Origin of the sequence: Glutamicibacter sp. (assembly GCF_035257265.1) — a bacterium.
Lineage (GTDB): Bacteria > Actinomycetota > Actinomycetes > Actinomycetales > Micrococcaceae > Glutamicibacter.
In genome coordinates this window covers 111,975-136,676 of the sequence record NZ_DATEXC010000032.1, presented here as the reverse complement: position 1 = coordinate 136,676, position 24,702 = coordinate 111,975, and the positions used below count along the sequence as shown (strand labels likewise).

Here is a 24,702-nt window from a genome sequence, read left to right as displayed (position 1 = left end):
GCTGTTGCTGGTTAAGCTTGTAACATGCAGTTTTCCCATGTCTCAGCCACTCAGGGTCAATGGATCGTTGATTCCTGCGCCACCGCCGATCCGTTGACAGTAGTCGCACAGATCCCGGTCGGCTATGAACGATACGCGCGGATCCTCCATCCGGCCTATGACGAAGATGATCAGGCAGTGCGCTGGGGGACTGTTGCGAATAGCCGTGGCCACATTTTCACCGCCGCAGATCTCTTTGAAACGATTGCCGGGTGGGACGCCCAGGGTAATCCAGCCACCGAAGATGCTTGGGAAGAAACCGACCTTCCGGTGGACGAACTACCTGTTGAACAGTGGCAAGCACTGGTCAAGATCCTGAGCGCCACAAACACCACGGATCACTTTGTCGCTGGGTTATGGGGTGGTTATGCCTTTATCGAGGGCGGGGAACGCATCCAGATTGATTATGAGGATGATCCTGAGCTCAGCGAAGAAGAGAACCGGGCCGCCGAAGCTGCAGCGCTCGCCGTGGCACAACGTCCAGCGTTTGCAGCAGAAGTTTTGGCAACTCCTGTTTTAGAACTTGGAGGTGGCTACCGAAATTATCGACTTTTCGAGGTAGATGGAGAATTTCTGGCTAACCCGGTGTGGGCCACTACCGCAGACGGCGAGCAGCGTCAGCGTCCATCGCTGGCCTTTCCGCAAGACCACAGCTGGATGTTTTCCACCGAGCCCTATGATGACTGCACACTGATCGGTGGCTCGGCAGAACTTATCGAAGCTATTTTGCAAGACCCTGCACTGGAAGCCATTGAAGTCGGCCAATTCACACGCATTGGCCATTCAAACTAGGTAGGGAAAGCTCGTACCATTAAAATGATGAACAACTCCGCGGTATACCTAGATCACGCGGCAACTACCGACCTGAACCCAGCGGCGTTGTCGGCTATGACCGAGCAATTTTCGCAAACCGGAAACCCCTCCTCGCTCCATGGGGCCGGACGCCGGGCTAACCGAGTTGTAGATGAGGCGCGCACTGCCATTGCCAAGGTTGCCGGGGCACACCCCACAGAACTGATCTTCACCTCCGGCGGAACCGAATCGGATAACTTGGCGCTCAAAGGCCTGTTCTGGAACCGGACTGAGAAGAATCCGCTTGCACGCAGCATCCTGGTTGCCGGAATCGAGCATCACGCGGTGCTGGATACCGTCTCATGGCTAGAAGCTCATGAAGATGCCACGGTTCTATGGATGCCGGTGGACGCCGATGGGGTGCTTGATCTGCAAGCGGCCAAAGAGCTTATCGAGGAACACCATGAGCGAATCGCTCTGGGGACCATCATGTGGGCCAACAACGAGGTAGGTGCTATCCAACCGGTAGTTGCTTTCACCAAGCTTGCCGCAAAATATGGCATTCCAGTGCATAGCGACGCGGTGCAGGCCTTTGACTCGGTACCCACAAATTTTGCTACCAGCGGTTTGGCTACCATGGCGGTTAGCGCCCATAAAATTGGTGGTCCGGTAGGAATCGGAGCGCTCTTTGTGCGCCGTGACGTAGTACTGATGCCGGTCCAGCACGGTGGCGGGCATGAACGTAAACTCCGTTCAGGAACGTTGAACGCCGTGGCCGCGGCGGGGTTTGCGGCAGCCGCTACTGCGGTCCACGGGACATTGGTCGCAGAAAGCGCGCGATTGAGCGAGCTTCGCGAATACGCGGTCCAAAATATTACTCGGCTTGTTCCCGACGCGGTGCTCAATGGCCCACGAGATGAAGACAATGCAGGTCTGCGACTTCCAGGAAATCTGCATTTCACTTTTCCCGAGTGCGAGGGGGATTCATTGCTATTTCTCTTAGATATGGTGGGAATTGCCTCGTCCACTGGTTCGGCCTGCACCGCAGGGGTACCGCAGCCATCGCACGTCTTGGTGGCCATGGGCCGGGATGCGCGCAGTGCCCGAAGTGTGCAACGCTTCACTTTAGGGCATAGAACAACGCATGAAGACGTTGACATACTTTTAGAAGCTCTGCCAGATGCATATCAACGGGCTAAGAAAGCCGGTATGGCGGCAGACGAAAGCAGTATTCACACAGCAGGGACGGGTTTTACAAGATGAAGGTACTAGCAGCGATGTCCGGTGGCGTCGATTCGGCGGTAGCCGCAGCACGTGCGGTTGAAGCCGGTCACGACGTGGTTGGCGTCCACCTAGCGCTCTCTCGCATGCCCGGAACTTTACGCACCGGCTCACGTGGCTGTTGCACGTTGGAGGACTCCAATGACGCATGGCGTGCCTGCGATAAACTGGGGATCCCTTATTACGTCTGGGACTTTTCGGATCGTTTTGCCGAAGACGTAGTCCAGGACTTCGTTGATGAATATGAAGCCGGACGCACGCCAAACCCTTGTATGCGGTGTAACGAGAAGATCAAGTTTGCCGCGCTTCTGGAAAAGGCCCTCGCCTTAGGCTTTGACGCGGTATGCACCGGTCACTACGCCAAGGTCTTGCGCGATACGGAAGGCAACCCAGAATTGCACCGCGCCGCCGATTGGGCGAAGGACCAGTCCTACGTACTTGGTGTGCTCACCCGCGAGCAGTTAGATCATTGCATGTTCCCGCTGGCTGAAACGCCCTCAAAGGCCGAAGTTCGCGCCGAAGCGGCCGCTCGTGGTCTGACCGTGGCGAATAAGCCAGACAGCTACGACATTTGTTTCATCCCTGATGGGGATACCCGCGGCTGGTTGGCCGAGCGTATCGACATGAAACCCGGCGAGATCGTTGATCAAGACGGTAACCAGCTGGGTGAACACGGTGGGGCGCAAGCCTTCACCGTCGGTCAGCGTAAGGGGCTTCGCTTGGGCCGGCCAGCAGCTGACGGCAAGCCTCGTTTTGTGCTGGAAATCCGTCCCAAGGACAACAAGGTGATCGTGGGGCCAGAGGCGTTGCTATCCGTTGACGAGCTGCGCGGTATTCGTATCTCCTGGGCCGGGGTTCCGATTCCGGAGATCATCACTGGCGAAGAATTTGATTGCATGGTGCAGGTTCGCGCCCATGGCGATCCGGTGGATGCCAAAGCACGTATGGAGCGTAGCGAGGGATCTGACGTTTTGGTCGTCCAGCTGCCCGAAGGCATGCGTGGAGTGGCACCGGGACAAACCATGGTGGTTTACCAAGGTACTCGTGTGCTGGGCCAGGCCACTATCGACAAAGCACGGTCCACCTCATGGGATTCGAGCAAGGTCAGCTAGGTTCTTGTAAGAATAGACGCCTCGGAGCAGCGAAATGATCGCACTGCTCCGAGGCGTTTTTTCATCGCTTTCGTGTGATTTTGATGTTCCACAGTTCTGCTTCGCGGAGCAGAACACCGGTGTCGAAAGCGGCCGGGTAGGGGATGGTCTTCGGAAGTGTCCTTGTTTGTAGGCGGTTTCCTGTGCCCAGCAAGTACGTAGTAAGTGCTGGATTTATCGCTCCCGGTTGTCACCCGCGATACCGGACCAAAGCATTCGGGTGCAGACCTAACGTGCCCGTGCCTAATAGTCTTCAACAATTCTCAGTAAGAAAGTGTGAACGCTCTAGCACGGGAGCCCTCATGGCTCGCTTGCTTGGGAGCAGGCAGGGTCAGCTTTGATTCCGAAAGGACAGGCGCCGGGGTGCTTCGATGGAACATTGTCTAGTCACAATTGGAGTTCGAGAGGCAGTTCGTTGATTACCTTGTCGAAGCGGCAGCGACCTCTGGGTAATTGACCTCTTCGTGCCCTAGAAGCATATATAGCGTGTTCGATCTTCCCGCCAGGAGCATCAAAAAGTACCTTGGATGCAAACTGTTAGCTCATTCACCATCGTGGTGCGTCAACGGTCAACTGACAGGATTGCCAATCCTTAGGGGGCTAAGAAACTATGAGGGCAACGTTAGCTGCGAAGACTTTTGGCTTGGATTCTTGGTTGAATGATTCCAAAGATCAGATATAAAACTGTCCAGAGTACAGCTCCGGTTATCAAGAATATGCCAAGTACCGACAGGTAATCTAAGGGATTATCGAGGACGAACCATCCGCTCAAATACAGTGCGGGTAGAACCGTACAAAGCATGATTCCAAAATGGATCAAAGACTGGAGCCGTAGTGTCCAGCGATCTATTTGATAAACCATAGAAGCGCCACTTGTAGCAGCGATTATCACCCCAACCGCGAACGTGCTCCGGGCGTTAAGGGAGTCGCCTTGGACGGCCAGCATCACACCGATGGCTCCCAATAATAAGAGCGGAACACCTGCCAGGATTAGACCGAGACGTTGTGGCGACATGCCTAGATTCTATTGCTTCTGGGACTGCTAATACGAAAAGTTGAGTAACTATTCAAAGTCAGTACAGTCGAAGTCAATTTTTCTACTTTTGCTGGTCAGCGAGCCAGCCAAGAAGGATCTTCCCTGCGAGTTACACCCGGACCGGTCGCAGTTAGCAGATGTGATCACTGAAAGCTGGCATATGTGGTGAACGAATGGCTGCAGTACTGTGCTGAATACAACGATCTAATCTGGATGATAGTGAGAATTTTTGGCGTCGATTGACGGACATTTCTTCCTCTACTCAGCCAATGAACCTGAGGGTAGTTATGTTCTTGAGCGGACGGTGCTGTCAAGGTCGTTTGACGCAGGTGTCGACCACAGCAGGCAATTGAACTTTCGAAACCGGCCTAGAGCCCGATGCCTTGAAGTTGGACAAGATAAACCTAGGACAAGAGTCATCAGTTGGCTGGCTGGTTCATGGCCGAAGGTGCCTGAAGAAGAGTCCTTGGGCATTGCGATCATGACACCACGCGAAGCGATGGGGCCGGCGGGATGGTCTTTGAAGTCTTCGTCGATGAAATTTGTACAGAAATGAAGCAGGCTGGAATTGCTGATCCCGAATAATTTTCGAGTTTTACTGCCCAATGCTCGGGTTATGGGATATGCCGGTGGTCAGACAGAGCTGGCTTTTCAACGGCGCAACTTAGCAAGCGCAGCAGAGTGGCATAAGCCAGGAAATTTACTAAGAAACGCAAAAGGCTAGGCTCAAGAATCCTCAAATGATTCGTGAGCCCAGCCTTTTGCACTACTGGGAAATCTTAGTTGCCGTCTTCGTCGACAATGCCAAACATGCGTGCGGAAATGTCTTGGTACTCCACTCGGGTTTTACCCGAGTCTAGTGTGGGAAGCTGTGCTGGAGAGTGAATGGCGCAGTGCACGAAGTCGAAGTTCGGCCACCATTTCTTGGGACGTTCGTATTCGTCCTGCCCGCAGACGATGCAGGTGAGGTGGACCCAGACTGGGCGGGCTCCGGCTTTGCGGTTCGCCCGAGACTGCACCAGCCAAGCCGGTGGGTTGGCATTGAGCTCGGCAAATTCCTTCTCGCTCATGCGCGGGGCAATGCCATGGCGCTTGGCCATTTCCATGGGAATATCCAACGCAATTGCTGCGTCTCTACGTGTCATCATCGTGTCCAAGCCTAGAGTACGGCGACTTTGTTCGGTATATGTCTTTGCTCTCGGCCTCGCTGCATGCAACGTAAAGCGAGGCGCGGGTCACTTGGTGGTGCGAGCCAGATCTCATTTTTTGTGCGAAAATCGGTTTATTCATTCGCCTTTGGTGACCTCGATCACCTAGGATGTATGAAGCATGTGCTAACTATCACTCCGCACATGTTCTACAACAAGAGAAGGATTGCTCATGGCCAGCAAAAAGAACGGCATGCGACTCGCAGCTGCCGTTATCGGCATTTCCGCCCTCGCCCTGACCGGTTGCACCGGTCCATCATCGAATGACTCGGGCAACGGCGGATCCGATGAAGCCAGCAGTGCCCCCATCACCCTGGGCACCACTGACAAGGTTACGTCGCTTGACCCAGCGGCTTCCTACGACAACGGTTCGTTCATGGTCATGAACCAGATCTACCCATTTGTACTGAACTCGGAGCCAGGCTCTCCTGATCCCTCCAACGACATGGCCGAGTCGGCCGAGTACACCAGCCCCACCGAATTCACGGTGAAGCTGAAGTCGGGACTCAAGTGGGCTAACGGCCACGACCTGGACTCCAAGGACGTGAAGTTCTCCTTCGACCGCCAGCTAAAGATTGCTGACCCGAACGGTCCTTCCTCGCTGTTGGGCAACATGGAATCGGTTGAAGCTCCGGATGCTACCACCGTGGTCTTCAAGCTCAAGGTAGCCGAGGACCAGACCTTCCCACAGGTGCTGACTTCGCCGGTTGGACCTATCGTTGATGATGAGGTCTTCCCAGCCGACAAGGTGCTGGATGACAAAGAAATCGTCGATGCTAAGGCCTTCGGTGGCCAGTACATCATCGATTCTTACAACAAGAACAACTTGATTTCCTTCGCTGCTAATGACGCGTACCAAGGTGTGCTTGGCGCTCCGGCAAACTCCAAAGCAGCAATCAAGTACTACGCCGACGCCAATAACCTCAAACTTGAGGTTCAAGAGGGCAAGATCGATGTTGCTTGGCGTTCGCTGACGCCAACTGACATTGAAGACCTCGGCAAGGAAGAAAACCTTGCGGTCCATAAGGGGCCGGGTGGCGAGCTTCGCTACATTGTATTCAACTTCGACTCCATGCCGTTTGGTGCTAAGACCGCCGATGCTGATCCGGCTAAGTCCTTGGCAGTACGTCAGGCTGCTGCACACCTAGTGGATCGTCAGTCAATCGCTACGAATGTCTACAAGGACACTTACACCCCCGCCTACTCCTACGTCCCGCAGGGCTTCACCGGTGCAATTGAGCCGTTGAAGGACATGTACGGTACCGATGGAAAGCCAGATGCTGCCAAGGCCAAGAAGGTTCTGGAAGACGCAGGGGTAAAGACTCCGGTCAAGCTAGCGTTGCAGTACAACCCGGACCACTACGGACCGAACTCCGGTGACGAATACGCACTGGTTGAAAAGCAGCTTGAAGCTGATGGACTCTTCGATGTTGACCTGAAGTCGACCGAGTGGGTTACTTACCAGAAACAGCGTGTCACCGACTACCCGGCCTACCAGCTGGGTTGGTTCCCTGACTACTCTGATGCTGACAATTACCTGTCGCCGTTCTTCGCCACCGATAACTTCCTGTCCAATGGCTACGACAACAAGGAAGTTGACTCGTTGATTTCCGAGCAGCGCGGTCAGTCCGACGTTGCACAACGTACCGCATCGATCGAGAAGCTGCAGACCATGGTCGCCGAAGATCTGTCGACTTTGCCATTGCTGCAGGGCTCGCAGGTAGCCGTAGCGGGCAAGGATGTTCAAGGTGTTGAAAAGACCTTGGACGCGTCCTTCAAGTTCCGCCTCGGTGTGCTGAGCAAGTAGTCTCTGCCTCGCCATAAGAACACCTAAGACCAGGGGATCTACCCAAGGGCAGAAGTTCTGCTCCACAGGTAGATCCCCTTGGCATGTCCACTTCGGACCAAGCACCAAAATCCTGCTCCTGATACTAAGGACAAAAGATGACAATCACGTCGCAAACGGGCACAACACCTAGCCCGACACCTGCGCGCAAACCAGCGAAGCAGAAAGGCGGAGGTTTCCTCCGCTATCTGATTACCCGCTTTCTGCTGATCATTCCCACCGTTTTTATCCTCATTACGGTGGTCTTCTTCCTCATGCGCGTCACCGGTGATCCAATTACCGCAGCCATGGGTGGACGTTTAACTCCTGACCAACTAGCTATAAGAATCCATGAGGCTGGCTATGACCGTCCAGTCTTTATTCAATACATTGAATATCTAGGTCAAGTATTCTCCGGAAACCTCGGACGAACGATGAGCGACAACCGTGCAGTGACCGAAGTACTGGTCACCTATGGCGCGGCCACCCTAGAACTGGCTATTAACGCGGTCATCGTCGCTCTCGCAGTGGGTATTCCCTTGGGCCTCGTGGCCGCAAAATTCCGTGATCGCTACCCAGATGCAGTTTTGCGAATCCTGGCAATTCTTTCCTACGCCACCCCGGTCTTCTTTGCCGGGTTGCTGCTGAAACTAATTTTTGGGGTCTGGCTCGGTTGGCTGCCAATTAGTGGTCGCGCCGATTGGCAGACCGAACTCGCGCTGACCGGACTGCAGAACCCTTCCGGAATTTACTGGTTGGATGCGTTGCGCAGTGGCAATATGGCTGCCCTGGGCGATGTCACCGCCCACGCGCTGCTTCCCGCCTTAGCCTTGGGCCTGCTCACCGGTGGCGTGTTCTTGCGCCTGGTGCGCACCAACGCGATCGGAACGCTGGGCCGCGAATATGTGGAAGCCGGACGCTCACGTGGGGTCAGTGAATTCCGCTTGGTGACTAAGCACGCTTACCGCCCGGCGTTGATCCCGATCATCACCGTGATGGGCCTGCAGATCGCCATGCTGCTCGGTGGCGCGGTGCTGACCGAGACTACCTTCGAATGGGCCGGACTCGGCTTTAAACTGGCTGAGTATCTCACCGCCCGTGACTTTGTCGCCGTGCAGGGCATCGTGGTGGTGCTCGCAATCATCGTGGCTGTCACGAACTTTATTGTTGACATCCTTGCGGCCCTGATCGACCCGAGAGTCAGGTACTAACCATGAGTATCCCTTCGTTAGCTTCAGCCCGTAAGTCCTGGTTCGCTAGGCTCCCGGTAGTTTCGCACTTGCGCATGTCCTCGGGACTGCAACGAGGAATGCTCATAGCAGGTCTCGTGCTATCGGTGCTGTTCATCGTCTCGGCGCTTTTTGCTCCATTGATTGCCCCGTTCGACTTTGCGCAATCCTCCGACATGTCAGGTGACTTCCCGCGTCAATCGGCGCCCGACGACAAATTTATTTGGGGCACCACAGTCACCGGATACGACGTATTTTCACGCACCATGTATGGTGCACGTACCGCGATCTGGGTCATCATTGCCGCCGTGCTGATGTCCTTATTTATCGGTGTCCTGCTGGGCCTGATTTCCGGTTACCTCGGCGGCTGGTTTGACCGCATCATGGTGGTCCTGGCTGACGCAATCTACGCTTTCCCTTCTCTGCTTCTCGCAATCGTCATGTCGATTGTGATTTCGCAGGGGCAATCAAGCCTGTGGGGCGGCATCATGGCAGCGGCGATTTCCATTACCGTGGTCTTCATCCCGCAGTATTTCCGCGTGGTCCGCGCCGAGGTCATGCGACTCAAGGCAGAACCATTCGTGGAGTCGGCACAAGTTATTGGCTCAAGCCCGTGGCGGGTGATGTTCACGCACCTGTTGCGAAATGCCACCCGCACACTGCCTTTGATCTTCACCTTGAACGCGACCGAAGCACTGCTCACCTTGGCAGGGTTGGGCTTCCTGGGGTTCGGCATTGAACCGACTGCCGCCTCAGAATGGGGCTTCGACCTCAACCGCGCGATGTCTGACGCCACCAGTGGCATCTGGTGGACCGGATTGTTCCCCGGCCTTGCCATCGTATTAACGGTGATGGGCCTGACCCTGGTTGGCGAATCAATGAATGATTTGAACGATCCACGGTTGCGCCGTTTTAGCCGCAAAAAAGCACAGCGCATCACGCAGGCAGGAGTCACCCGGTGAACAAGAAACTGAACACAGATCCGCAAAGCAACGATGACGTGTTGCGCATTGAAGACTTGAACATCGACTTTGTCACCGATGCCGGAGCCGTCCCGGCGGTTCGCGGCGTTGATCTCAGCGTCAAACCGGGGGAGATCCTGGCCATCGTTGGCGAATCAGGATCCGGTAAATCGGTGACCGCGCGCACCGCGCTAGGTATTTTGGCCGAGAATGGTGCTTCGCATGGAGCGGTGTACCTCAAGGGCAAAAATATGCTTACTCTTCATGGCTCAGCCTTGCGCGCTGCGCGAGGCCGAGATGTGTCGATGATTTTCCAGGAGCCCTCCACCGCACTGAACCCGGTGTACACCGTGGGCTGGCAGATCATGGAAGGCATCCGCGCGCACACCAAGGTATCGAAGAAGGAAGCCAAAGCCCGTGCCATCGAGGCAATGCGCCAGGTAGGTATTCCGGATCCCGAACAACGGGTGGATTACTATCCGCACCAGTTCTCCGGCGGACAGAAACAGCGTGTGGTGATCGCCTCGGCTTTGGCGCTGAAACCAGCTCTGATTGTTGCCGACGAACCGACCACCGCATTGGATGTCACGGTACAGGCAGAAATCTTGGCCTTGCTGCGCAACCTTCGCGACGAGTTGGGTACTGCAATCGTGATCATTACCCACAATATGGGTGTGGTTGCCGATATTGCCGATCGGGTCATCGTGATGAATCACGGGCAGGTCGTGGAGCAGGCGCCAGCGGTTGAGCTTTTTGAAAACCCGCAAGATGACTACACCAAGTCGCTGCTGGCGGCGGTCCCGCATCTGGGACGCAATTCTGCGTCAGAAGGTTTGAGCGAACGCCCGCATTCTCAGGCTGAGGTACTGGTCGAAGCCAAGGGCTTGCGCGTGCACTTCCCAGGGCGCCTGGGTGCCCCAGGTTTTACCGCAGTCAACGCAGTGGACCTGAAAATTCATGCCGGTGAAGTCTATGGACTGGTCGGTGAGTCAGGGTCCGGCAAGACGACCATTGGTCGCAGTATCGCCGGTCTGAACAAGATTACCGATGGCTCACTTAATGTGTTGGGCTATGAAATGGCGCAGTTCAAAGAACGAAGCTTCAAACCACTGCGTAAGCAGATTGGGTTTGTGTTCCAGGATCCGGCGGCAAGCTTTAACCCGCATCTGACCGTGGGGGAGTGCGTCGCCGAACCGCTGAACGTGCACCGAGAACTGAATCCATCACAGACCCGGGCAAAGGTTGCTTCGCTATTGGAAGCGGTTCAATTGCCCGGTGCTTATGCAGACCGTTATCCGCATGAACTTTCCGGTGGGCAGCGTCAACGTGCATCACTGGGACGGGCCTTGGCGCTTGAACCAAAATTGCTGATCGCGGATGAACCAACCAGTGCGTTGGACGTTTCGGTGCAGGCGAAGGTCTTGGATTTGTTCCGTGAACTTCAAACGGAGCTTGGCTTCGCTGCGTTGTTCGTCTCCCATGACCTGGCAGTAGTTGACATGCTGGCCTCGTGGGTGGGCGTGCTATTCCGCGGTTCATTGATCGAGGAGGGTCTCGGCTCGCAAGTTCTATCAAATCCGCAGAACGCTTATACCCAGCGTTTGATCGCCTCCCTGCCGGTTCCGGACCCCCGCGAGCAGGCCGAGCGACGCAAGCTGATTGAAGAACTGAACCGCGCTTAGGCGTAGTTACCGCTTTTGCCCCGGCAACCGATCTTGGTTGTCGGGGCATCGTCACTTAATGGGAAATACTGGAGGTGAACACGTAAACTAAAGACCATGAGCGAGCCGAACAATACTGTGCCCAGCGAGGAATTCGACCCGCATGCCAGCTCTCTGCCCGGAGAGGTTGAGCAGGAAGTCCTCGACGAGTTATATGCAATCCGCGGGAGCATCGATAATTTTGATGCCCAGCTGGTCTATCTGCTTGCCGAACGCTTTAAAGCCACCCAGCGTGTGGGGCTACTGAAAGCTCGCCACGATCTGCCGCCCAGCGACCCAAACCGTGAAAAAGCACAAATTCAGCGGCTGCGTTCGCTAGCCCATGAGGCGCACCTTGACCCGGAATTTGCGGAGAAGTTTTTGAACTTCGTTATTTCTGAAGTAATCCGACACCACCAAAACATTTCTGACGCGCATAAAAATGACTGAAACCAGTGACGATTTCGCCCGCTCGGATGTTTTCGTCACTTCATTCTGCCACTTTCCGGGGCAGGAACCGATGGAAATCCATAAGGTTGTTCGTGGGGAACTAGGCGAACCTAATCTTGCGGTCATGCCACAGCTGGCCGAACGTGGAGTGGGCGCAGATCCTTTGGGGCGAAGTACCTCGATGGTCAGCGACATGGGATTCGATTTGCAGCCTCATGGCTGGCGCATCGGTGTTGGCGATGGCATCGATGCCCGCCGAGCCCGTAGTTTCCTCAGAAGCGATGAAAACTTGCTTGCCGACGTTCTGGGAGCCGAGAAGAAACCGGCCCAACGCCTCAAAGTATCGGTGCTGGGACCATGGTCGTTAGCGGCGGGGCTGTATTTGAGCCATGGCGAGCGGATCTTAGTCGATCACGGTGCCCGACGGGACATACTTCAGGCTTACGCAGACGGGGTAAAGCAACATCTACTCCGCCTGCGTTCAAGCACCTCGATTCGGCAGTTCACGGTGCAGCTGGACGAGCCTGAGCTTCCCGCAGTACTTGACGGAATGCTTCCCACCGCCAGTGGATATCGCACGCTGCGTTCAATCCCGCGCGCCGAGGTCCGCGAAGTCTATGCTCAATTTGTACAGACAATTTCACAGGTTCAGGGTACTAGCGTGATCGTTAACCTGCCCGGAACTGATACTGACTGGATCAAACGCGTTGATATTCTGCACCAGGCAGGTGTCACCGGGTATTTGATTGACCCGCCATCGATGAACCACCCGCGGTGGGAACGGATGGCATCCCTGATCGAAGCCGGTTCGCAAATTTATTTGCAACTCTTAGCACCGGGTATGCGAGCACCTGGCGTAGTTGAGGGCGTACATAACGTGTTGCGTCCGTGGCAGCAATTAGGTCTTCCGCTGACTAGCCTTGGCCAGCTAACACTCATGCCGGCTACGAGCTTCGCTCACTCCAGCTCCAGGCAGGTCATTGAGTGCCTGCAACACCTCACCGGTTATGCCCAAGCTCTGGAGCAAACCCGCGTGGATGCATAGAAGAAGTCTTGATTCGTGCGGTCACACCACGAAAGTGGGGGTGCGTCATGTATCTTAGAGAAGAGTGGGGAAAGTAAAAGTACCCGTTTAGGTCACGTGGCTTATGCCAATGCTTTCGGTTTCAGGGGGATGTTGTATGAAGGCTCGGATTTTAGTCGTCGACGATGACGAGGCGCTGTCGGAAATGATCGGCATCGTCCTACAGAATGACGGCTTTGACGCATCATTCTGCTACGACGGATCCGGAGCATTAGAAGCATTCCGCGAATCAAATCCAGATCTAGTCTTGTTGGACCTGATGCTGCCTGGAATTGACGGCATTGAGGTATGCAAGCAGATCCGTGCTGAATCTGATGTACCGGTAGTCATGCTGACGGCCAAATCAGATACCGCCGACGTAGTTCGCGGACTGGAGTCTGGCGCAGATGACTACGTACCCAAGCCATTTAAACCGGCCGAGCTGGTAGCGCGCGTCCGGGCACGCTTACGTCCGAATGAGACTCATGCGGCAGAAACTCTGACCGTAGGAGATGTCTCCATTGACGTCGCCGGACACCGAGTGACCCGCGCGGACAAACAAGTTTCCTTGACCCCTTTGGAATTTGACCTATTGGTCACCATGGCACGCAAACCTTGGCAGGTTTTCAGCCGTGAACAGCTATTGGAGGCAGTCTGGGGTTACCGTCACGCTGCCGACACCCGTCTGGTCAACGTGCACGTGCAGCGTTTGCGTTCAAAAATTGAGGTAGATCCCGAGAAGCCACAGGTCATTCAGACCATTCGTGGTGTGGGTTACAAGGCTGGTACGGCAAGTTGAGTGAACACGCCACGACCGGAAACGAGATTGTGCCGGTCGATGCGCGTGCCCAAGTCCCTCCGGTAGCTCCCGCATTTTTGCGCCTGAAACTCTGGATTCGGCGACCAATCGAATGGATTCGCCAGCGCTGGCAGCGACACTTAATGTATCGCACGGTGATTTCCACCCTGCTCTTTACCTCATTGGCGCTGCTGGCAGCCGGTGCCTTTCTTTCCAACCAGATTTCCTCTGCGCTTTTCAGCGAACGCTTCAATCAGATTTCCAAAGAATCTGAACGCGGACTGACCCAGGCGCGCTCTATTTTGGAATCGGCATCAACCACCGACCGTGTCTCTACGCAGTCATTGGTCAATTCCACACTGGCCACGCTTGAAGGTGATGGAGCCACGGTGATCCGTGACTTCGTGCTTAAACCAGTCCCAGTGGCGGGCGACGAAAATCTGTATGTAGGACCAACGGCATCAGGCTCCCTGACAACTCGCGTCGTTCCCGAAGATCTTGCCGAAAGCGTTCAGAACAATTCGGGGATTTTCTGGCGTTCCATTGAGCTTGGCGTGGATTCTGGCCGGCAACCAGGGATTATTATCGGCACTAAGGTACTCATCCCGCCAGGCCGTGAATACGGACTGTATCTGGTTTACGACTTATCCAGCGTGCAAAGCACCTTAGAATTCATCAACCGTGCCATGGTCTTTACCGGGCTAGTGCTCTTGCTGGTCGTTGGTTTCATTTCTTGGTCTGTTTCCCGCACCGTAGTTCGTCCCGTGGCCGATGCAGCTTATGTTTCGGAACGTATTGCTGCTGGCGATCTTGATCGCAGAATGAAGGTTGCGGGTAAAGACGAGGTTGCACGTCTCGGAACCGCCTTTAACCACATGGCGCAGTCGCTGCAGGAACAGATCACGGCGCTCAATAATCTTTCGGCTATGCAGCAACGTTTTGTTTCTGACGTTTCTCATGAATTGCGTACCCCGCTCACGACGGTGCGCATGGCCGCCGAACTGATTCACGACGCACGCGAGAACTTTGATCCACTCACCTCACGCTCCGCAGAGCTGATGTACGAACAAATCGAACGATTCCAGAACCTGCTCAACGATTTGCTTGAAGTCTCCCGATTTGATGCAGGGGTTGCGGTGCTCGACCGTGAGTCTACTGATTTAAATGTCATCGTCCGCAAAGTGATCGACATCGCCACTCCGGTCGCTGATGAGTACGGTTCGATCATCCGTTTTAACGCTCCGGCTGAAGGCTGTGTCGCAGAATTCGATCCGCGTCGCGTGGAGCGCATTGTACGAAACCTGGTGCTGAACGCAGTGGAGCACGGTGAGCAGAACCCAATTGATATCACCATCGGACAGAACGACTCTTCGGTTGCGGTCACCGTTCGCGACTACGGCATCGGCATGAGCCCCGAGGCCAGCCAGCACGTTTTTGATCGGTTCTGGCGTGCAGATCCGGCTCGCGCTCGCACCACGGGCGGATCTGGCCTGGGACTTTCCATTTCTATGGAAGACACCCGCCTGCATGACGGACGCTTGGAAACCTGGGGAAAAAAAGGTGTTGGGTCGGTATTCCGGCTCACCTTACCGCGAACCGCATTCGATTCCATTTCCTCCTCGCCGCTTCCTCTGGAACCGTCCGTGACCGAAGAAATCGTTGGATTGCTCGGGGACTCCTTCCCACTGACCGGCGAAGTTCCAAAGATTGGTTACACCCCACTTATTTTGGATGACGAAGATATTCTGATTGAGGATGAAATTTCCCTCAAACCCACGGATCCGACAGACGGCCTAGGGGAGAGTAAATAATGCGCCTACGTCTACCTCAGCTCCTGGCACTCATGCTGACCGGACTCTTAGTGCTCGCCGGTTGCGCTACTATTCCGCGCAATTCAATGGTGCAGCAGATCCAGGCCGAGTCTAATCAGGAAGAGTCCCAGCCCTTCCGCTTCGACGCGCAAGGTCCCACTGAGGGATCAGACGCGCGGCGGATCGTTGAGGGGTTTGTTGAGGCCGGGCGTTCGGTCCTAGAAGATTATGCGCTCTCACGCGAATTCATGACCCCCGAACTGGGTGCTGACTGGCGAGGTGATAGCCGCACCCTGATTTACGAGGCAATGAACGTGCTGACCGGGGCAGACAGCAACCGGTATACGATACAGCTTGAAATATCAGGCGAAATAGACGCAATGGGCGTCTATACCCAGGAACCAGAGCACTCCACGCGTGCGGTGGATGTTGAAGTGACCAAGGTTGAAGACCAATGGCGGATCTCGAAGGCCCCAGACGGCATCATGCTTGAGTCAAGCTCCTTCAGTAAGATTTTCTCGCCTCAGACTATTTATTTCTACGACTCCAGCTTCAACTATTTGGTGCCTGATGTCCGGTGGTTCACCTCTGGCGCCGGCACCACCACTTCCATGGTGGAAGCGCTGCTCGCCGGCCCCGCACCCTATTTGCAGAACGCTGTAGTTTCTGCGTTTTCTCCAGCCAGCACTCTTGTGCGTTCAGCAGTCCCGGTACAAGACGGTGTGGCGACTGTTGATCTTAGTGCCGAAAGCATTCGGGAATCCACCGACCGTGCAAAACAATTGATGCAGCAACAACTAGAGCAAACGCTGACCGCGTTGTCCTCGGTCAGTACTGTGCGCATGTTGCAAGAGGAAACCGAAGTAACCCTCGGGGCTCCAGCCGCGGACTTTGTTACCGCGCAAATTAATCCAAGTACTCCAGACACACTCATCGCGATCTCTAATGAGTCGTTGGTGTACGTCAAGGGACGTTCTATTATTCCCGTCGGTGGCGTGCCAGACATCTCGGCTTACCACCCGCGCAACCCGGCCATGTCCGCAGTGGGCAATAGATACGCTTTCCTCAACGGTAAATCCACTCAGTTGATGACAATCGATGAAAGTGGACGAGTCGGGTTGGCCGCAACAGGCGGGGCCTTGATCCGGCCATCGATTGATGTGGCTGGCTGGACCTGGACAGCGGATAACGCGGCGGAGCATCCCTTACTAGTAGTTCCCGAAGATGTGGCCGGGCAAGGCGAAGCCCGCCCGATTAGCGTTTCGTGGCTTGAGGGAAAGAAAGTAACCTCGCTTTCGATTTCCCGCGATGGAGCCAGGGCGTTGATTGTCGCAGAAGAGAACAATGAATCAACTGTGTATATCGCCGGAATTGTGCGTGACGCAGATGGTGTTCCGCGTGGCCTGAGCGACGAACCAATGAAGGTCTACCCCTCCGTCCCGGTATCAACGGCGGTCTGGGACTCGGACCGATCAATTATCGTGGCTAAGCTGAGCACCACCGAACAGGTAGCTGCCGAGCAGCTCACCTTTGAACATGGTTCGGAACGCTTGGGGCTTCTCTTGGGAATGACCGGTATAACTTCGGGTGTCGGCGATCTCCGTCCGGTTTATGCGGAAACCAGCGAGGAACTTTACACGCGTGTGGGTAATTCGTGGCATGCACTGGATGACTATGCCAAAGACGTCGCTTACCCGGGCTGAGTCCACAAAGCGCGAACAGTTCACTGTGCGCGCACCTAGCACCATCATGCTTGAGCTATGCCGATTCCGTTACGCCTACTGGATTTCCTGGACACCCAGGTACATACGAGAAGTGTTGGGTGGCTGATGTTTGCGGTGCGCGAAACGATAAACCTTCTATTGCCCGCAAGCTGCGCGATTTGCGAGCGTGCCGATTTTCGGCTTTGCCCCGAATGCCGCCTTAAGGTTCATCAGCAATTATTTTTGCCCCCGCTCGGTGAACAACTCCAGTTCTATGTTGAGCTACCCAGTCTGCAATGGCAGCTACCGGTCAGCGCGACCGGCATCTATCGCAATGAGTTGGCCCGCGCGATCCTGTCCTTCAAGAATCAGCAACGCTATTTTTTGGCTCAAGAATTTGCGCCGTTCCTGGCCGCCACAATTAATACTGCCTGCCCTCCTCGACTATTTGACCAACCCACGTTGCTGGTGCCCATGCCCAGTTCGGTGCGTGCAGTAGGTACTCGTGGCTATCGTCCGGTCCAGGTGATCCTGCAGGAGGCGCAGCGCAGAGGCCTTCTGGCCGCGCACACTCGAACGGCGCCCTTATTGCACTATCGGTTCGGGCATCTTTTGAGCGGAGCGCAGAAATCTAAGTCGGGTGCGGCCAGGCGAGGTGGCGACTCGCCGTTGATTGCCGAACTTTCGACAGAGCCGCATCAGCCGATTCTCCTCATCGATGATGTAACGACCACCGGCGCGACGTTGCGCAAGGCTGCGATTGCCTGTTTTCACGCCGGTTACGACGTAGTCGGTGCGGTAGTCCTTGCCTATACGAAACCTCCTAGCGACGAAGAGGATTAAGCGATTTCGCTGAGCGCGATATGAAATCTAGCGGTTGGGTACTTGAATCTTGACGGAAGTGGCATAGGGTGAAGTATGGGTTGCATCACAGATGCAGCGAAGGCCCATCTTCAGCCTTTGGGGGAGGAAACCCCCGGGCTGTTGTGTCACCCGACTCCCTATTGGAGGACACCATGGAGCTGAATTACAGCGGACGTAATATCACCGTTTCGGATCGATTCCGTGAGTACGTGGACGAGAAAATCACGAAAGTTGATCAGCTGGCCAGTAAGGTCCAGCGCATCGACGTGAAGGTTGTCCAGGAAACACATGCACGCAATCAGAGCACAGCGCTCAGCGTCGAATTGACGGTCGTTTCCAAGGGGCCGGCGATTCGTGCCGAAGCCCGTGGAGCCGATAAATTTGCGGCATTCGACATTGCATTCGCAAAGCTCCTTGAACGACTGCGCAAGGCACGTGACAAGAAGAAAGTGCATCGTGGAAACCATGCGCCGATTGCTGTTCACGAGGCGACTAGTACGCTGCCGGTAGTGCAAAGCGGCAAGTCGCTGGTTGAAGAGACCCTTGAAGCACAGGCAACGGCTGAGGCTCAGGCTAACGATAAGGAAGCGGAATACTCACCTGTTGTCATCCGCCGCAAAGTCTTCCCTGCAGAAGTTATGAGCGTCGATGATGCAGTAGACCGCATGGAACTCGTTGGGCACCCTTTCTACCTGTTCATCGATGAAGCTTCCGGTGCGCACTCGGTAGTTTACGGACGTACCCAGTACCAGTACGGTGTGATCACCCTTGACCCGTCATTGAGTGAAAGCGACGAACTGCCAACCGAAATTCGCGGCTACCGCGATAAGGCTTTGGCAACCGAGGGTTAGTCATTAACAACTCGATCGACCAGGGCGGTCAACGCATTCTGGGCTTACCACAAGCCCGCAGAATCGCGTTGGCCGCCCAAGGTCTGTCTCGTCCACGCACCGAAGTTACTATCTCCTCAAGTCATCTCAAGAGAACTCTTGGCAGTATCGCGCAACTTCAGATTGACTCCATCAATGTGGTCAAGCGAGCGCACTACGTTCCACTGTTCGCCAGATTAGGTCATTACGACACCACGCTATTAGACACGCTTGTGTCGCAGCAGCATGGGCCAATCACCGAGTACTGGGCTCATGAGGCCAGTTATGTGCGCAGCGACCTGGTGCCAGACCTTATTCCGTGGCAACGCCGGCGCTGGGTAGACCGTTCTGCGAGTTTTGATAGTGAGCTCAAAGCATTGGCAGACCGAGTGCTGATCTATCTCGAAGCACACCCAGGCACTAGTGCTCGTGAGTTGAGTATTGCTCTGGACGTAGCGACGATGAAAGATCGAGAGCATTGGGGATGGAATTGGAACGACACCAAGATTGTCACCGAATCGCTCTTCGCTCAGGGAAAAATTCTCGCGCTAGGCAGAAACTCACGCTTTGAACGACTATTCGCCTTAGGGCATGTAGTCCTGCCTTCTCTCCAAAATGTAGAAAACAGAGCTAGAGAACAAGCACTGCGAAGGCTAGTCTTGGAATCCCTTTCGGCCCAGGGGATCGGAACTAAGCACTGCATTGCAGAGTACTTCCGACTGCCGCTGAAGGAAGTAGGAAGTGCTTTAGGATTTCTAGCACTGCAAGGAATGGTCCAAAAGGTGCAAGTTCAAGACATTAATGAACAGTGCTATCTATTGCCAGAGACAAAAATTCAGCGAAATATTGTACCTGATCTGCGACTATTGGCCCCATTTGATTCCATGGTTTTCAACCGGCGCCGTCTGGAACTATTTTTTGATTTCGAATACCGTGTCGAAATCTATGTCCCCAAAGAGAAGCGGCGGTATGGCTACTATGTATTTCCAATGCTCTACGGTGACCGGTTCATTGGTAGGGTCGATCTCAAAGCGGACCGCGCCGGAGGGCAATTGCAGGTAAATTCAGTGCATTACGAGAGTCATGCGCCGACTGACGTTCCTGCCGCCCTCGATCTTGAACTTGCGCGGATGGCCCGCTGGCTCGGCTTAGGCGAAGTGAAATATTTTCTGTGAACAGGCTGTCAGCGCAGTTCTTGTTCGCTTGTAGAACATCAAACCGCCCCGGGAAATAGCAGATTGTGCTGATTTCCTCACGTAGACTAAAGACGCCAGAATTTACTGTGCTTGAGATATTGGGAGCTACCACGTGGCATCATTGCTAGAACGTATTTTACGTACCGGCGACAAGAAGACTTTAAAGACTCTTCGAACTTACGCCGACACGATCAATACGTTGGAAGACGAATTTCGCGAAATGTCGGATGGGGAGCTAAAAGCCGAAACCGATAAGTTCCGTGCTCGTCTAGCCGAAGGCGAGAAGCTCGAAGCTCTGCTTCCGGAAGCTTTCGCCGTGGTGCGCGAAGCCTCTGACCGAGTCCTTGGCATGCGGCACTTTGACGTACAGCTCATGGGCGGCGCCGCATTGCACCTGGGTAATATCGCTGAAATGCGTACCGGTGAAGGTAAGACCTTGGTTGCGACAGCACCGGCTTACCTCAATGCACTGACCGGTAAGGGCGTCCACGTGGTGACGACCAATGACTTCCTGGCACAATACCAGTCAGAGCTTATGGGTCGAGTGTTCCGGTTCCTCGGTTTAAGCTGCGGTTGCATCCTGTCGAATATGGATCCGGCCGCCCGTCGTAAGCAGTACGAAAACGACATTACCTACGGCACGAACAACGAATTCGGGTTTGACTACCTGCGCGACAATATGGCCTGGAACAAGGAAGAACTTGTTCAGCGCGGCCACAACTTTGTCATCGTCGATGAGGTCGACTCGATCCTGATTGACGAGGCGCGTACGCCATTGATCATTTCGGGCCAGGCCTCGGGTGACGTCAACCGTTGGTACACCGAATTCGCTAAAATTGTGAAGCGCCTTGACCGCGATGACGACTATGAGGTCGATGAGAAGAAGCGCACCATCGGTGTGCTCGAAGCAGGCATCGAAAAAGTCGAAGACTACCTGGGAATCGACAACCTCTACGAGTCGAACAACACCCCATTGATCGGTTTCCTGAATAACGCCATCAAGGCAAGAGAACTGTTCAAAAAAGACAAGGACTACGTCGTCGTCAACGACGAAGTCATGATTGTTGATGAACATACCGGACGTGCGCTTGAAGGCCGTCGTTATTCCGAAGGCATGCACCAGGCCATCGAGGCCAAGGAGAATGTCAGTATCAAGGCTGAAAACCAGACCTTGGCAACCATTACGTTGCAGAACTACTTCCGCATGTACGAAAAGATCTCGGGCATGACCGGCACGGCTCAGACCGAAGCCGCGGAGTTCATGAGCACCTATAAGCTCGGCGTGGTGGAAATCCCTACTAACCGACCGGCAATTCGCAACGATCAGGCCGACCTGATCTATAAGAATGAAATTGCTAAGTTTGACGCGGTTGTCGAAGATATCGCTGAACGTCACGCAAGCGGGCAGCCCATCCTTGTTGGTACCACCAGCGTGGAAAAGAGTGAGTATCTCTCACGTCTGCTCGCCAAGCGAGGCATTCGCCACGAGGTACTCAACGCTAAGCAGCACGCCCGTGAAGCAGCCGTAGTTGCTATGGCAGGTCGTAAAAATGGCGTTACCGTCTCCACCAACATGGCTGGCCGCGGTACCGATATTATGCTCGGTGGCAACGCCGAGTTCCTAGCCGTGGCAGAGATGGAACGTCGCGGACTCGACGCGGAAAATAATCCCGAAGAGTACAACACGTTATGGGACGAGGTCTTTGCGAACGCCAAAAAGACCGTTGCCAGCGAAGCGGAAGAAGTCACCTCGCTCGGTGGGCTTTACGTACTCGGTACCGAGCGTCACGAATCGCGTCGTATCGACAATCAGCTTCGTGGACGTGCCGGCCGTCAGGGTGACCCAGGCGAATCACGGTTCTACCTGTCGATGACCGACGACCTGATGCGACGCTTTAATTCCGGTATGGCCGAACGCATCATGAACAACCCGTCGATGCCAGATGACGTGGCACTCGAATCAAAAATGGTTTCTAAGGCAATCGAGTCTGCTCAGGCTCAGGTTGAAGGCGTAAACGCCGAACAGCGTAAAAATGTGCTGAAATACGACGACGTGATGAACCGTCAGCGTGAAGCAATTTATGCAGATCGTCGTGCCATCCTAGAAGGCGCCAATATCGATGAGAAGGTGGGTCACTTCCTCGAAGATGTTGTGACCGCCATGGTTAATGAAGTGACTCTGGTCGGTAATCCTGACGACTGGGATCTGAAGCAGCTGTGGACGAACCTCAAGCAGCTCTATCCCATCGGTTTGACCATCGATGAAGTTATCGAAGAGGTCAATGGCCTAGGGCATCTAACGCCTAAGTTCTTGGAGACGGAAATTCTTTCCGATGCTAAGTACCAGTATGAACTTCGTGAAAATGCCATTGGCTCTGAGGTTCTGCGCGACCTAGAGCGCCGTGTAGTGCTTTCCACCATTGGACGTAAATGGCAGGAGCACCTCTACGAAATGGATTACCTCAAGGAGGGCATCGGCCTTCGTGCCATGGCACAGCGTGACCCATTGGTTGAGTACCAGCGCGAGGGCTTCACAATGTTCCAGACCATGATGGAATCCATTCGTGAAGAAAGCATCGGAACATTGTTCAACCTCGAAGTTCCTGCCAGTAGCGAGGCCAATACGGCCGGCCCCGCGGCCGTGCAAACGCCAGCTTCTCCAAAGAACTTGCAGTTCACTGGGCCCGACGAAGACGGTGAAGCTAGCACTCAGGCTGAACAGGCTTCTAATCCTGCCAAGGCAGCCAAGAAAAACAAGAAGGCCAAGCGCCGCTAAATCATTTCGACGCTTGTGATCTGCCACCGTCCGTGCCATGGCTCAATTCTGAGAGCTACGGCGCGGACGCGGTGTTTAAACGCAACTATTACCGAACATTCATAAGCTCCGGAGAGTGTGGGCCAAAGATGCAACGACCTAACCTGCCCATGACTCGTGCCGGGTTCGGGTTGAAGGGTATATCCGCCGGTTTGTAAAATCGCTTGGGCACGAAGTTTCTTCACGCATTCGGGTTCCATAACGAACGCTAGTTGGCCTACCGTGCGATAGCCGGCGATGATCTCAAAGACTGCGCGAGATACAGCGTGTGAAAGTTCGATTACGTTCTTGCGTTCCGAAGTAGTCACCGCAGGGCGGCGGAAGATTCGATCCATGGCCAACGAAATTTGTTGGGGCGATCTCGTTCTATTGTTCTCACGATGTTCTGAAGAGATACGTAGTGGAACATTAGCGCAAGTTATGTTCACCGGTTCAGTCCTGGGCTCGGTGAACGTCTCTGATTGAATACTCACTTTGGTTTCCTCCTTAATCGACAACGGGCAGTTTCAGCTCAAGACCGAGCTGAAGCATATTCGGATCGTCTCCAATCACCTCGCGATTCATCTCGTATATTTGCGGCCATAATTTGGCGATCTCTGCAGACGACCCGTCGCTAAGCAACATTTGTTGGGCAATGCTCCACAGCGTTTGCCCTGAAGTAACGATTACTACCTCGTTATCGGGTGCCGGCCGGTTGCGTTCTTTTCCTGGACCCATCAACCGATTCATCGGAATACTTAGTGAACCGGGCAACCACCCAGGGGTTGGGACCGTCGTATTTGGTTGTGCGTTTACTGCCAATCTGTCATCTGAAAATGCCGCGAGTTCTTCGCTCTGAGAAGAGGAAACCTGCGGAATCGTATAAGTCGCGGCGTGGGCGAGCCCGGTAGCCGCGAAAGCCAAGCTGGTGCCTACAACGGAGCCCAGGATCCGGCGGGTTAGCGTGGGAGCTATCCGGCAAAAGAGCTCTAAGGGTCCGGTATGGCCGTGCCGTGCTGCGAAGATGGCGATGCGTAGCATCAAGTAGGTGAGAAGACCCGTTAACACACAGATGCCGACTGCGCAGAGAAAAAGAATCAGAGAGTTTTGCAAGAGATCACCGTCCGCTTCAAAACGCGGACGCGTGGAACGCACCCAATCGTGCACTGCAAAGGTGAGTACAGAGCAAGCAGCGACGAGCAGACAAATGATGAAGGTCTTTCGGTGACGGATCATTGCTTTGCCTCGTTAGGTTAGAGTAGATGCAATTTGATGTCATTAGATATAGATCATGACACTTTAAGTGAATTTAGGGAATAGGGTTTCCCAATAAACTCATCTCTCGTACAGTTGGCGCATGCGGTGGGAATCTTTCTTTGAAGATCTTGAGGCCCAAGCGGAAGCTCAACATGCAGCGCAATTACGCGATGAAGTAGCTGAAGGTATCAGAGTTGAGCGCGCTACCGAACGCATGCGCAACCGGCTGTTGGAGATGCAGAGCTCAACCGTGGAAGTCAAGCTGACCGGGGGAGTAGAGCTCAATGCGAGGCTCGGACCGGTTGCCGCCGAGTACTTCTGTTTGGAAAGCGACGGGACGCGGTGGATAGTTCGCTGGCTAGCATTACGGTCGCTTGGGTTGTCATCGACGAAATTGAATCCGGGTGCCCGTTTATCCCCGGTAAAATTTGCGGCCGTAGTGCGCGGTGTATTACGCGATCGGCAACGACTTGTTATTTACGATGTCAGCGGCCAGCTGGTTGCCGAAGGGACATTGTGGCAGGTAGGTGCAGACTTCCTCATCATCGCTATTCATCCGCGCGATGAATTTGCACGGGATCGCAGTATCAGCGGCTATCAACTTTTACCTTTGGAAACCATTGGATGGATCCAAATCGCCGGGTCGAATTAATCCACACCCTCGCGGCAAAGG

Annotated in this window: 21 protein-coding genes; 17 read left to right on the top strand and 4 right to left on the bottom strand. The window is 54.6% G+C overall.

What is annotated here, in order from left to right; translation table 11 throughout:
• Positions 1–24: 24 nt before the first annotated feature.
• The 3 genes from VJ369_RS08205 to mnmA are packed head-to-tail and all read left to right on the top strand — an operon-like array spanning position 25 to position 3,224.
• Positions 25–831, top strand: a complete 807-nt coding sequence (locus VJ369_RS08205) for a hypothetical protein (protein WP_324091593.1) — start codon at positions 25–27, stop codon at positions 829–831.
• Between the two features lie 27 nt (positions 832–858).
• The gene (locus tag VJ369_RS08200) at positions 859–2,094 is read left to right on the top strand and encodes a cysteine desulfurase family protein (protein ID WP_324091607.1); all 1,236 of its coding nucleotides are present in this window, start codon (positions 859–861) and stop codon (positions 2,092–2,094) included.
• Entirely contained in the window at positions 2,091–3,224 is a 1,134-nt protein-coding gene (gene mnmA / locus VJ369_RS08195) for a tRNA 2-thiouridine(34) synthase MnmA (RefSeq protein WP_324091592.1), read from the top strand. Before VJ369_RS08200 ends, mnmA begins: the two co-directional genes overlap by 4 nt.
• A 661-nt stretch (positions 3,225–3,885) precedes the next feature.
• Here mnmA and VJ369_RS08190 read toward each other — a convergent pair.
• Together VJ369_RS08190 and VJ369_RS08185 are read right to left on the bottom strand one after the other, a co-directional pair.
• Complete coding sequence (locus tag VJ369_RS08190; RefSeq protein WP_324091591.1) at positions 3,886–4,278, bottom strand: DUF3021 domain-containing protein; 393 nt, start codon at positions 4,276–4,278, stop codon at positions 3,886–3,888.
• A gap of 800 nt (positions 4,279–5,078) precedes the next feature.
• Positions 5,079–5,447 (bottom strand): hypothetical protein, encoded by a 369-nt coding sequence (locus VJ369_RS08185; protein WP_324091590.1) that lies wholly within the window; start codon positions 5,445–5,447, stop codon positions 5,079–5,081.
• Between the two features lie 232 nt (positions 5,448–5,679).
• Here VJ369_RS08185 and VJ369_RS08180 point away from each other — a divergent pair, with 232 nt between their 5' ends.
• From VJ369_RS08180 to secA, 13 genes are all read left to right on the top strand, one after another.
• Positions 5,680–7,314, top strand: coding sequence for an ABC transporter substrate-binding protein (locus tag VJ369_RS08180; protein ID WP_324091589.1), 1,635 nt, complete (start codon positions 5,680–5,682; stop codon positions 7,312–7,314).
• Positions 7,315–7,451: 137 nt separating this feature from the next.
• Entirely contained in the window at positions 7,452–8,543 is a 1,092-nt protein-coding gene (locus VJ369_RS08175) for an ABC transporter permease (RefSeq protein WP_096257159.1), read from the top strand.
• 2 nt (positions 8,544–8,545) lie between these two features.
• Positions 8,546–9,523, top strand: a complete 978-nt coding sequence (locus VJ369_RS08170) for an ABC transporter permease (protein WP_324091588.1) — start codon at positions 8,546–8,548, stop codon at positions 9,521–9,523.
• Complete coding sequence (locus VJ369_RS08165; protein ID WP_324091587.1) at positions 9,520–11,205, top strand: ABC transporter ATP-binding protein; 1,686 nt, start codon at positions 9,520–9,522, stop codon at positions 11,203–11,205. Before VJ369_RS08170 ends, VJ369_RS08165 begins: the two co-directional genes overlap by 4 nt.
• Before the next feature lie 96 nt (positions 11,206–11,301).
• Complete coding sequence (locus VJ369_RS08160; RefSeq protein WP_324091586.1) at positions 11,302–11,673, top strand: chorismate mutase; 372 nt, start codon at positions 11,302–11,304, stop codon at positions 11,671–11,673.
• The gene (locus VJ369_RS08155) at positions 11,666–12,718 is read left to right on the top strand and encodes a hypothetical protein (RefSeq protein WP_324091585.1); all 1,053 of its coding nucleotides are present in this window, start codon (positions 11,666–11,668) and stop codon (positions 12,716–12,718) included. Before VJ369_RS08160 ends, VJ369_RS08155 begins: the two co-directional genes overlap by 8 nt.
• Before the next feature lie 136 nt (positions 12,719–12,854).
• Positions 12,855–13,535, top strand: coding sequence for an MtrAB system response regulator MtrA (gene mtrA, locus VJ369_RS08150; RefSeq protein WP_096257154.1), 681 nt, complete (start codon positions 12,855–12,857; stop codon positions 13,533–13,535).
• Positions 13,532–15,346, top strand: a complete 1,815-nt coding sequence (mtrB, locus tag VJ369_RS08145; protein WP_324091584.1) for an MtrAB system histidine kinase MtrB — start codon at positions 13,532–13,534, stop codon at positions 15,344–15,346. Before mtrA ends, mtrB begins: the two co-directional genes overlap by 4 nt.
• A complete protein-coding gene (locus VJ369_RS08140) occupies positions 15,346–17,049 on the top strand; it encodes an LpqB family beta-propeller domain-containing protein (RefSeq protein ID WP_324091583.1) in 1,704 nt (567 codons plus the stop codon). Before mtrB ends, VJ369_RS08140 begins: the two co-directional genes overlap by 1 nt.
• A gap of 126 nt (positions 17,050–17,175) precedes the next feature.
• Positions 17,176–17,892, top strand: coding sequence for a hypothetical protein (locus VJ369_RS08135; protein WP_324091582.1), 717 nt, complete (start codon positions 17,176–17,178; stop codon positions 17,890–17,892).
• A gap of 173 nt (positions 17,893–18,065) precedes the next feature.
• Positions 18,066–18,764: a ribosome hibernation-promoting factor, HPF/YfiA family gene (gene hpf, locus VJ369_RS08130; RefSeq protein ID WP_324091581.1), complete on the top strand. Its 699-nt coding sequence runs from the start codon at positions 18,066–18,068 to the stop codon at positions 18,762–18,764.
• A 68-nt stretch (positions 18,765–18,832) separates the two neighbouring features.
• Complete coding sequence (locus VJ369_RS08125; protein ID WP_324091580.1) at positions 18,833–19,957, top strand: winged helix-turn-helix domain-containing protein; 1,125 nt, start codon at positions 18,833–18,835, stop codon at positions 19,955–19,957.
• A 133-nt stretch (positions 19,958–20,090) separates the two neighbouring features.
• Positions 20,091–22,754 carry a preprotein translocase subunit SecA gene (secA, locus tag VJ369_RS08120; protein ID WP_324091579.1) on the top strand — a complete coding sequence of 888 codons (2,664 nt, stop codon included), beginning with the start codon at positions 20,091–20,093 and terminating at the stop codon, positions 22,752–22,754.
• Here the strand turns inward: secA and VJ369_RS19165 are convergent.
• Together VJ369_RS19165 and VJ369_RS08115 are read right to left on the bottom strand one after the other, a co-directional pair.
• Positions 22,751–23,128, bottom strand: a complete 378-nt coding sequence (locus tag VJ369_RS19165) for an Rv3235 family protein (protein ID WP_414652635.1) — start codon at positions 23,126–23,128, stop codon at positions 22,751–22,753. The two genes, secA and VJ369_RS19165, sit on opposite strands and share 4 nt — an antisense overlap.
• Before the next feature lie 151 nt (positions 23,129–23,279).
• Entirely contained in the window at positions 23,280–24,008 is a 729-nt protein-coding gene (locus VJ369_RS08115) for a LysM domain-containing protein (RefSeq protein ID WP_324091578.1), read from the bottom strand.
• Between the two features lie 121 nt (positions 24,009–24,129).
• On the opposite strand from VJ369_RS08115, the gene VJ369_RS08110 reads away from it, so the two are divergent.
• Complete coding sequence (locus VJ369_RS08110; RefSeq protein ID WP_324091577.1) at positions 24,130–24,681, top strand: hypothetical protein; 552 nt, start codon at positions 24,130–24,132, stop codon at positions 24,679–24,681.
• Positions 24,682–24,702 lie beyond the last annotated feature (21 nt).

Bases quoted from the DNA above. Each gene is read 5' to 3' on its own strand.
- VJ369_RS08205 (WP_324091593.1), top strand. From the start codon at position 25: ATGCAGTTTTCCCATGTCTCAGCCACTCAGGGTCAATGGATCGTTGAT.
- VJ369_RS08200 (WP_324091607.1), top strand. From the start codon at position 859: ATGAACAACTCCGCGGTATACCTAGATCACGCGGCAACTACCGACCTG.
- mnmA (WP_324091592.1), top strand. From the start codon at position 2,091: ATGAAGGTACTAGCAGCGATGTCCGGTGGCGTCGATTCGGCGGTAGCC.
- VJ369_RS08190 (WP_324091591.1), bottom strand. From the start codon at position 4,278: ATGTCGCCACAACGTCTCGGTCTAATCCTGGCAGGTGTTCCGCTCTTA.
- VJ369_RS08185 (WP_324091590.1), bottom strand. From the start codon at position 5,447: ATGATGACACGTAGAGACGCAGCAATTGCGTTGGATATTCCCATGGAA.
- VJ369_RS08180 (WP_324091589.1), top strand. From the start codon at position 5,680: ATGGCCAGCAAAAAGAACGGCATGCGACTCGCAGCTGCCGTTATCGGC.
- VJ369_RS08175 (WP_096257159.1), top strand. From the start codon at position 7,452: ATGACAATCACGTCGCAAACGGGCACAACACCTAGCCCGACACCTGCG.
- VJ369_RS08170 (WP_324091588.1), top strand. From the start codon at position 8,546: ATGAGTATCCCTTCGTTAGCTTCAGCCCGTAAGTCCTGGTTCGCTAGG.
- VJ369_RS08160 (WP_324091586.1), top strand. From the start codon at position 11,302: ATGAGCGAGCCGAACAATACTGTGCCCAGCGAGGAATTCGACCCGCAT.
- VJ369_RS08155 (WP_324091585.1), top strand. From the start codon at position 11,666: ATGACTGAAACCAGTGACGATTTCGCCCGCTCGGATGTTTTCGTCACT.
- mtrA (WP_096257154.1), top strand. From the start codon at position 12,855: ATGAAGGCTCGGATTTTAGTCGTCGACGATGACGAGGCGCTGTCGGAA.
- VJ369_RS08140 (WP_324091583.1), top strand. From the start codon at position 15,346: ATGCGCCTACGTCTACCTCAGCTCCTGGCACTCATGCTGACCGGACTC.
- VJ369_RS08135 (WP_324091582.1), top strand. From the start codon at position 17,176: ATGTTTGCGGTGCGCGAAACGATAAACCTTCTATTGCCCGCAAGCTGC.
- hpf (WP_324091581.1), top strand. From the start codon at position 18,066: ATGGAGCTGAATTACAGCGGACGTAATATCACCGTTTCGGATCGATTC.
- VJ369_RS19165 (WP_414652635.1), bottom strand. From the start codon at position 23,128: ATGGATCGAATCTTCCGCCGCCCTGCGGTGACTACTTCGGAACGCAAG.
- VJ369_RS08115 (WP_324091578.1), bottom strand. From the start codon at position 24,008: ATGATCCGTCACCGAAAGACCTTCATCATTTGTCTGCTCGTCGCTGCT.
- VJ369_RS08110 (WP_324091577.1), top strand. From the start codon at position 24,130: ATGCGGTGGGAATCTTTCTTTGAAGATCTTGAGGCCCAAGCGGAAGCT.